The sequence below is a fragment of the Rahnella sp. ATs2 genome, from assembly GCF_051851855.1.
Lineage (GTDB): Bacteria > Pseudomonadota > Gammaproteobacteria > Enterobacterales > Enterobacteriaceae > Rahnella > Rahnella variigena.
On the sequence record NZ_JBLYPL010000010.1, the window covers coordinates 240691 to 248632 of the forward strand.

At 44.8% G+C, this 7942-nt stretch carries 14 protein-coding genes; 9 read left to right on the forward strand and 5 right to left on the reverse strand.

What is annotated here, in order from left to right:
* Nucleotides 1-4: 4 nt before the first annotated feature.
* The gene (locus ACJY2G_RS13415; RefSeq protein ID WP_430318936.1) at nucleotides 5-568 is read right to left on the reverse strand and encodes a sugar O-acetyltransferase; all 564 of its coding nucleotides are present in this window, start codon (nucleotides 566-568) and stop codon (nucleotides 5-7) included.
* A gap of 315 nt (nucleotides 569-883) precedes the next feature.
* Between ACJY2G_RS13415 and ACJY2G_RS13420 the strand changes: the two genes are divergently transcribed.
* The 3 genes from ACJY2G_RS13420 (at nucleotide 884) to ACJY2G_RS13430 (ending at nucleotide 2742) form a co-directional block, all read left to right on the forward strand.
* A complete protein-coding gene (locus ACJY2G_RS13420; protein ID WP_430318935.1) occupies nucleotides 884-1597 on the forward strand; it encodes a DUF2461 domain-containing protein in 714 nt (237 codons plus the stop codon).
* A gap of 154 nt (nucleotides 1598-1751) precedes the next feature.
* Complete coding sequence (locus ACJY2G_RS13425) at nucleotides 1752-2381, forward strand: DNA-binding protein (RefSeq protein WP_346636687.1); 630 nt, start codon at nucleotides 1752-1754, stop codon at nucleotides 2379-2381.
* 16 nt (nucleotides 2382-2397) lie between these two features.
* Nucleotides 2398-2742 (forward strand): DUF1294 domain-containing protein, encoded by a 345-nt coding sequence (locus ACJY2G_RS13430; protein WP_430318934.1) that lies wholly within the window; start codon nucleotides 2398-2400, stop codon nucleotides 2740-2742.
* Between the two features lie 457 nt (nucleotides 2743-3199).
* Here ACJY2G_RS13430 and xisR read toward each other — a convergent pair whose 3' ends face one another.
* Nucleotides 3200-3469, reverse strand: a complete 270-nt coding sequence (gene xisR, locus ACJY2G_RS13435; RefSeq protein WP_439291812.1) for an excisionase family protein — start codon at nucleotides 3467-3469, stop codon at nucleotides 3200-3202.
* Nucleotides 3470-3834: 365 nt separating this feature from the next.
* Here xisR and ACJY2G_RS13440 point away from each other — a divergent pair, with 365 nt between their 5' ends.
* The 6 genes from ACJY2G_RS13440 to ACJY2G_RS13465 all read left to right on the forward strand — a co-directional run bounded on the left by ACJY2G_RS13440 (nucleotide 3835) and on the right by ACJY2G_RS13465 (nucleotide 6293).
* Nucleotides 3835-4032, forward strand: a complete 198-nt coding sequence (locus ACJY2G_RS13440) for a helix-turn-helix transcriptional regulator (protein ID WP_439291813.1) — start codon at nucleotides 3835-3837, stop codon at nucleotides 4030-4032.
* On the forward strand, nucleotides 4029-4403 hold the full coding sequence (locus ACJY2G_RS13445; RefSeq protein WP_439291814.1) for a helix-turn-helix domain-containing protein: 375 nt from the start codon (nucleotides 4029-4031) through the stop codon (nucleotides 4401-4403). Before ACJY2G_RS13440 ends, ACJY2G_RS13445 begins: the two co-directional genes overlap by 4 nt.
* Nucleotides 4404-4527: 124 nt before the next feature.
* The gene (locus tag ACJY2G_RS13450) at nucleotides 4528-4623 is read left to right on the forward strand and encodes a DinI-like family protein (protein WP_439291815.1); all 96 of its coding nucleotides are present in this window, start codon (nucleotides 4528-4530) and stop codon (nucleotides 4621-4623) included.
* A gap of 124 nt (nucleotides 4624-4747) precedes the next feature.
* Nucleotides 4748-5662, forward strand: coding sequence for a hypothetical protein (locus tag ACJY2G_RS13455; protein ID WP_439291816.1), 915 nt, complete (start codon nucleotides 4748-4750; stop codon nucleotides 5660-5662).
* Entirely contained in the window at nucleotides 5663-5917 is a 255-nt protein-coding gene (locus ACJY2G_RS13460) for a hypothetical protein (protein ID WP_439291817.1), read from the forward strand. It begins immediately after the preceding gene.
* On the forward strand, nucleotides 5910-6293 hold the full coding sequence (locus tag ACJY2G_RS13465) for a hypothetical protein (RefSeq protein WP_439291818.1): 384 nt from the start codon (nucleotides 5910-5912) through the stop codon (nucleotides 6291-6293). Before ACJY2G_RS13460 ends, ACJY2G_RS13465 begins: the two co-directional genes overlap by 8 nt.
* A gap of 404 nt (nucleotides 6294-6697) precedes the next feature.
* Here the strand turns inward: ACJY2G_RS13465 and ACJY2G_RS13470 are convergent, their stop codons facing one another.
* The 3 genes from ACJY2G_RS13470 to ACJY2G_RS13480 form a co-directional block, all read right to left on the reverse strand.
* Nucleotides 6698-6892 (reverse strand): hypothetical protein, encoded by a 195-nt coding sequence (locus ACJY2G_RS13470; protein WP_159282403.1) that lies wholly within the window; start codon nucleotides 6890-6892, stop codon nucleotides 6698-6700.
* Between the two features lie 87 nt (nucleotides 6893-6979).
* Nucleotides 6980-7411 carry a tail fiber assembly protein gene (locus ACJY2G_RS13475; protein WP_439291819.1) on the reverse strand — a complete coding sequence of 144 codons (432 nt, stop codon included), beginning with the start codon at nucleotides 7409-7411 and terminating at the stop codon, nucleotides 6980-6982.
* A gap of 4 nt (nucleotides 7412-7415) precedes the next feature.
* The coding region (locus ACJY2G_RS13480) for a gp53-like domain-containing protein (protein WP_439291820.1) at nucleotides 7416-7942 on the reverse strand (527 nt) is incomplete at its 5' end.

Here is a 7942-nt window from a genome sequence, read left to right on the forward strand (position 1 = left end):
TCAGTCAGCCTCCCTGCGCATTATCACGAATTATCCGGCATGGGTTGCCACAGGCGACTGCGCCCGCAGGTACAGAGCGGGTCACCACACTGCCAGCGCCAACCGTGCAACCATCACCCAGCGTCACGCCAGGCAAAATTATGCAACCGCCGCCAATCCAGACATCATTCCCGATACTCACCGGCTGTGCGCTGCCAATATGTTCACGCCGCAGATCAATATCCAGCGGATGTTGTGCGGTATAAATCTGCACGTCAGGCCCGATGAAAACGTTATTTCCTATCGTGACCGGTGCGCAATCGAGCAGAACAAAATTGAAATTGATGAAAACATTATTGCCGAGCGTGGTATTGATACCGTAATCAATGCGCATGCCTTTTTCGAAATGAACATTGCTGCCCACCTCACTAAAAATCGTTCTTATCAGCGCATCTTTCTCAGGCACCTGGCGGGCACTCAGCGCATTAAACTCATCCACTTTATCGCGGGTCTGATAACGAATTTCACGTAATTCCGCATCATTGATTTGGTAATCCAAACCTTGGATCATTTTTTCTAATTCACGCATTTATCACTCCCTGACCATACTAATACCCACAATGAACATCAGGTTAATTTACTGCCTGATATTACGCATTTTTTCCCGGATAGGGGATTTCTTTCGAGGAGTTATGACGATAACCGGAAGTGTCCGGCGGGGTGAGGCAAGGAAAGGCACATATATACACCATCCTGCTGCGCCGGATTTTTTGTGATCGGGATCACCCCGGACAAATGAGCCTTATTAAAGGGAAAAAATTTTACTTTTCAGTTTGCACTGAGTCCGGTCTGGCGTCAGGATTTACCCTGATTTCCCATTGGCAGTGATAAAGGCTTATCGATAATGACGACTCAGACACCTAAAACGCCGGTTGCGGCAGGGACAATTTTTAGCGCCGCCGGTCTGCAATTTCTGAATAAACTCGCGCAGAACAACACCCGTGACTGGTTTAAGGCTAATCAGGACGAATACGAGAACACGCTGAGAACCCCGGCGCTGCACTTTATCGAACAGATGCAGCCTGAGATTGTTGCTATTTCTCCAAGGCTGACTGCCGTCGCTAAGAAAGTCGGTGGCAGCCTGATGCGCCCGCAGCGCGACAGCCGGTTCAGCAAAGATAAAACGCCTTACAAGACCAATGTCGGCATTCAGTTTCGTCACTTTCAGGGCAAAGACGTTCACGCGCCCGGCCTCTATCTGCACATCGCCGAAGACGGCTGTTTTATTGCAGCGGGGATCTGGCATCCGGAATCAAAAGCCTTAAACGCCATTCGGGCTTGCATTGACGAGAACCCGAATGCCTATCAAAAAGCCCTTAAGACATTGCACGATAACGGGTTTGCGATGGATGGCGACAGCCTGGTCCGTCCGCCAAGAGGCTACGACAATAACCACCCGCTGTTAGCTGAATTAAAACGCAAAGATTATATCGCGATCAAAAATATCGCCTTTGAAGACTTGTGTAGGCCAGATGTTGTCGATTTTTGTGCAGAACAGTTCAGGCATTGCGCGCCACTGATGGCCTATTTATGTTTTGCGCTGGAACTCGATTTCTAAGGCAGTATTTCTAAGCCAGCAGGAAATGGCGTGATGCGTTCCGGAGACTTTTTCTGTCCTCGTTGTGAGGCCTTCGTGAAGGCTTCCGGTGATGACCTGTCGCTGGTATAAAGTAATCAACCGATACTGAAATGTGACCAGAAGGGAATTTGGGGTGACCGGACGCATTGATTACCAGATTGAAAAATACCATTTTTCTGAAGCGGCAGAATCCCCTCGCCTTATCCAGCAATGGAAAGATGTGATTGCCGAATGTCAGGAAAATAAGGCGGGCGCAGCAGAGCGCCTGCGTATCGCCCTGCTCAATGTGGACTATGTCACCAGCTTTGAGCTTCCTTTCCGGCTTTTGCTTACCCGCGCCCCCCAGCTCATTGACAGCGTGCGCGACGAATTGCAACTCAGTCAGAAAAATGTGCTGTTTAATGGCAAGCGCTTCGGCTGCGTTTACAGCCTCAAAATGGATCTGGGCGGGATACCCGATGAGTTTCAATACCGTCTTACGACCCGGATCCGGCGCGTTGATGCGACAGGAACAACGGAAGCCACTTACCGGGAAATAGCGCAACAAACCAAAGTGCCACGCGATCGTCTCCGGTTAGCACTGGAAGCCGGGCTGGAGGTCAATCCGCTGGACGGACTGTTCTGGTTCGGACTTCAGCGTATTGCGGCTGATGTTTTACGGCTGAGAAAAACGGGAATGGCGATAGCCACGGCTGAAGTAGAGGTATTTGATACGCTGACCGGGACGACAAGGCGCATTCCGGCGTACAGGCTGAAGGCGTAGTTATGCAGTCAACACTATGAATTTTAAACATTTAAGCTATCTATTGCTGGTAGCCGCAGCAGCTGGCAGCGCCTGTTTCCCCCACCCTTTTGTGATGTGGTTTTTAATCGTCAATCTGCTGACGCTGGTCTTCTACGGTGTGGACAAACGAGCCGCCTGTCACTCGACGAGCAGAGTTCCTGAATTCACCTTGCTGCTGCTTGGTTTTGCCGGTGGCTGGATTGGAGCGATTTTTGGCCAGCAGCTTTTTCGACATAAAACGAAAAAACAGCCTTTTAAAACCTGGTTCGCCATCAGTGTGATAGTGAATCTGGTGGTTGTGGCAGGTGTGAGCTGGCTGATGAAGGATTTATTTCTTTGAAATGGTACGCCCTACAGGAGTGAAATTTAAAAAACATCAAGTTGATAAATAATGATTTATTTTATGAACAAAAAATAACATACCCCCAATGATACCCCCAAATGTTTTTGCTTCAACTCAAAGGGGGTTTCTCTGCAGCTCTCGGGTACCTTAAGAGCGAACATCTGGTGTTCATAATGGTGCTTGCGTGCCAATTTCGACCATCAATTTAACACTCAATTATGGATTTCCTCTCCCCGAAAAATTCCCTATATATAACCAGAAAGTGGTTGGTTCGGTGGGTTCAGTCGGTTCACGTTCTTAATGCATTGATAAATATGACTAATATTTTCATTTTTGAACCGACCTTGGGGTGGGGTCATAAGACCAGTAAGTCGGTTCATCGCCCATGCGCTCAGAAAATTATAAACATAAAGACCCTGTCTATTTTGTCAGTATGGATTATAACACTCTATTTTTATTGGTTTTTACTGACACGTTTCCTGCGTCTAGATTCAACTAGCGGCATTTTCCCAATCCAATCATCAATTGCCTCTCTGTTGTATAAAATCTCACCTTCACCACTTGGATCGTCAATATCTAAAACTCTCTTATACTCGCGCCCCTCAACCCAAGAGGCCTCCAACGCTCGCTTTATTATTGATGGCTTTAATCCCGTAACCACAGACAGTAGCTCCTGAGACAGCCATTTATTCGTGTAAAGTTTCGGATTTAGGGCACCGGCCATACTTTCTCCTCGTATCTAATTCGCCAAATCATAGCCATTTTTTAACATCGGTTGGGTTTTGTTAAAGCATCCCAAGTCTATTACGATTACGTACATATCTAATTTACGACTCTCACATAAAAGGTAGTCCGAGGATATGCTTATCTCTAAAACCGAGGTAATGAAACTACTGCACATTAAGTCGGGGCATACGCTGTATCGTTATGAACGAGACAGGGGCTTTCCTCTACCAGTAAAGACGCATCCCACTTTCTATGTGCGAAAACATGTAATCAAATGGATCGAAAAGCAGAGTTTTACTGCCACTAGCGGTAGGCTTTGACTTATGTTTCTTGGGCAGTTGATGTTTAATAGCCGAGGTATATATGCCCCATGTAATGACGCCCGATTCGCTTGTTGATTTGAAATTCATCATGGCTGATACACGCTTTGATTCGTTCATCTATGAACGAATCAAAGCTGGCGATCTTCCAAAAGCGATCGTCATCCATGGCAGGGCAAGATGGTTGTATAGAGACTACTGCCAATTCAAAAACCGCCTGATGGGCGTCAAACCTGATTGAAAAATCTAGCTGAGGTGAGCGTGCAGGAAGAAATCTTAACTTTTAAAGAGGCTTGTTCATTTCTGAAAATTAGCCATAGCACCGGTTATGCATGGATTAAGGCATCCAGGTTGCGGGCCAGCAGAACGGGCATCGGAAAGAAGAAAGGCGACTATCGCATTCTCAAGTCCGATTGCATCGCTGCTGTCACCGATTGGGGCAACATTCAGTCAGCGGATGCATTCGTCACAAAAAAGACAGAACATTCTCCCCGCTCGGTAAAATCGATGGAACTTAGCACCGCATTTTCTTTGAGCCAGGTGCAAAAAGATTTAGACGACCTTCTTAAACAAAGGACGACCAGCAGACTCAGAAGATCCGAGAAAAGTTAAAGTCCGATTTATTAAACAGTAAGGATTGAATTGGGATTGAGTTTGAGAAAAGGCTTGAAAGGAATTACCCAGGCGCAACGTTCAGCGTTCGCCGAGCTGGCAGTGATGGGATGTCTGTGATGGGATGTCTGTGATGGGAGGTGCGGCGCGTGATAAAGAAGTGATCGATGTGATGCTACAGAATACGTGGGAAAGCGCGGATGACTGGTTTCAGCCTTAACCCAGTATCCGAAACCACTGAGCAAAAAACCATATATCTAATAATTTCAATAACGATAAAATGTATCACTTTTTAGAAAACACGTTTAGCGTCCTAATTAATCACCTCTTAGGGTAAATTAACAATGAGTTCAATGGAATCAACTCTTACCGAAGCTAATACTTCTTTTACTCAAAAATTTAGCATTTTCTACGATGCACAAGATAATGAGTTTAATGTTCATAAAATGAATGCCTATGATCTTGGTACATCCATTTTAGAAATAGCCAAGATGGTTTACAAGGCAGATGAACTTTTAAACGGTAAGGATAAATCTATTGAACTTCAGGTCACCGCACCGGCAAGGGAAGGATCTTTCGCTATCGATTTTCTTTTGAAAATTATTGATAGCAAATCCGTAAATGTTCTGAAATATCTTGGATTTAGCGAAGAGTCAGCGCATATAAAAAGTGGTGATGCTTTGACTGTAGCAAGATCACTCCGAGGCGAGAGAATTATAAGCATCGTTACAGAGACTGGTTCTGATATTGCAAAGATACAACTGGACGACAAAATAGTTGAATGTAATAAATTCGTTGCTGCTTTAGTTGCTAATGATGATATTAGGAAAGGTATGAATGAGGTTATTACTCAACCCCTGTCGGGAAAGGAAACTCCAGTTTTTCGTGTTGAAGTCAACGATGTTGAAGTTGTTAGATTAGAAGGTAGCACCACGCAGCAGTTTACCCCGCTGCCTAGAAACTCCCTTGCGCATTCAAAAAGCAAAACTGAAATTGCGAACGTTTCTATAACACAGATCAATTTTGAGGGGGCATCAGGTTGGAGAATGCTTTATGATGGCAAAGAGCGTGCTGTAAGGATGGATGACCAATCATTTATGACACGAATAAAAGATAACGCCAAAAGCTTCACCAAAGGCGACATGTTCGAAGTGCAACTTGAAATTATCGAAAAATCAACAGCTAAAAGCGATAGAACACAATTCGTAATTACAAATGTAATCAGGCATCGAGCCTTGGCTGAGCGGAAAATAGTCTAAATGTTAAATTTAGGAGCGCTACAAATAATCATAGGCATTGGTAGCTTAATCGCTATCAGTCCCTTTGCTGTGCGCTTTTTCCCTGCAATTTTCCATTTTTTGGTATGTAAAACCTACCCAGTTCAAAAAGTAACCATCCAACACAAGCATGATGGTGAAATAGTCAATTCCATTACTATCGACTTAAAATCATCAATACCTTTGGTAACCCAGTTGGCGCTTGCCGCCAAAAAAAGCGGAGATGCCAATGGCTGATGATAAAAATATTGGTTTTAAAACTGGCACTGGAGCAGCCACCGGCATCGGTGGGTTACTTTCGATCATGTGCCAGTTTTTACCGAAAGAATACGTCCAAAATGCATTAACTTTAGTGCCATTCATTAGCCCTTTATTGTCTCTCCTACTTATAATTGCACATAATAAATTAATAGAAGATCCTACCATTGTTGAAATGCGGGCAAAATTGAAACGCGATTTAAAGTATCTAAAAAAATTACAAGATGATACATATGCTGATGAAAGTACTAGAGCACAAGCAAAATTAGATTATTCATCGACCATGCTCCAAATAGCGAATTTGGGGAAAAGCTCAATATTGCTCAAGGATAGCACTCAGCCTACAAATGAATAGCATCCTAACCCGGCCACCGAGCCGGGTTTTTTGTGCCTGTAATCTGGCAGAATCACCACCCTGCACTATTCTCATACCAGCTGACGTAGAACAGCAAGCTTGCCAAGGCTATGTATGCCTATCTTCTGATAGCCCACCTTATACGTGGGTTCTTTTTTACCCATTGATTGCTTTTTCATCGCACTTAAGTAAAATTGACAATGGATGGAGTGACTACCTACCAGTACTAAGTAATGTTGATAACCTTGATATTTGCCCGCCGTTAACGCGGGCTTTTTTTTAGCTACAAAACAAAATACTTAAGCCAAATTTTAATTTTGAGCTATTGTTAAAATGTAGTTGTTCTCCTGAACCAAGCTAAATTTTTTGTGATGATTCACTGGCCCTCCTCCCGAGGGCTTTTTTTATGATTTACCTATCAGCAGGTCAATAGCTTTCCAAAATCTATCCTTGTGGTGCAGATGAACCACCTTTTGGTGCTTTTTCTCCAACTGAGTAATGATTGTTTCGACGCTTACTATCTTACCTTCCTCAAGTACCGTTATAACTGCCTCACCAATTTCCTGCCGTATTTGTGAATATTCTTCATCTGTAAGCATAAGCACCTCGAAATAGTTTTCGTGAGCCTAGCATAGGATGACTTGAAATAGGGAAAATTGGTGTGAATGTTCGGCATGGAGAGAAAGTTATTTGGCTGGTGTGGAAGGCCAAGATATATCCGGTGCAGTTGAAGTATCTACGCCATCAAGCGCATCCAGATAATCCAACCATGTATTGTATTGCGCCTTCTCTGTATCTTTCAGGCGGCCCATCGCTGCCTTCCCTGGCCACTGTTTGCTGTTCATGTATGCATTAGCTTCATCTATGCGATTTTGTTTTTCCGCATCTGCTGATGCTACCTGTTGTTCGTGCGACGGTGGCGGAATGTCGGCCCACTCAGGAAAACCGTCCGCTCCAGCTTCACGTATTTTCCCGGCTGGTGGGTTTTGGAAGGAAGCAAAAAGTTCTTCATCTACTTCAACCCCCTTAGCTGGCCACATCCCAGCGGCCTCATAATCAGCTTGCATATCTAAAGGATAAAAAGCATTGGTAACTGCATCGTACAAATATTTATTCATATTATTATCTCCCGATTGCTATCCAGTTTGCGCCGGCGCCTGTTCCGCTACCAACACGTGAACTCATCAAATAAAATCCAGTTAACCCTATAGCCGTTGTGGCGAATGCTGGGCAGTCATTCGCAGAGGCTGTAGCTGAGTCAAATGAGGTGGTAATTTTGAAACCCGCTTGAGTAAATGGGATTGGAAGTGAAATAGCTGTTGGATATTGTTGCGGACCGGATATAGAAACTCCGAACTGAATTATCGTTCCATCAGGAAACTTCACCCAACTACCTCCGGAGGTAAAATTTGCCATAGTTGGTATCTGGCCGGCACCATTGCCAGTGTTGAGCGTGGCGGCTGTACCAAGTCCCAGGTTAGACCTTGCTGTCGCAGCATTAGCCAAGTCAGATAAGTTACTGGTTTTCTGTGCTTCCCCAGTGATGCGCGAGTCATTACCAGCCGCTACCGTTCCTGCTGCAGTGCCTGTATTTAAAGGCGCGGAATTCCCTAACCCCAGATTGGTTCTTGCTGAAGCCTGGGCGGCTA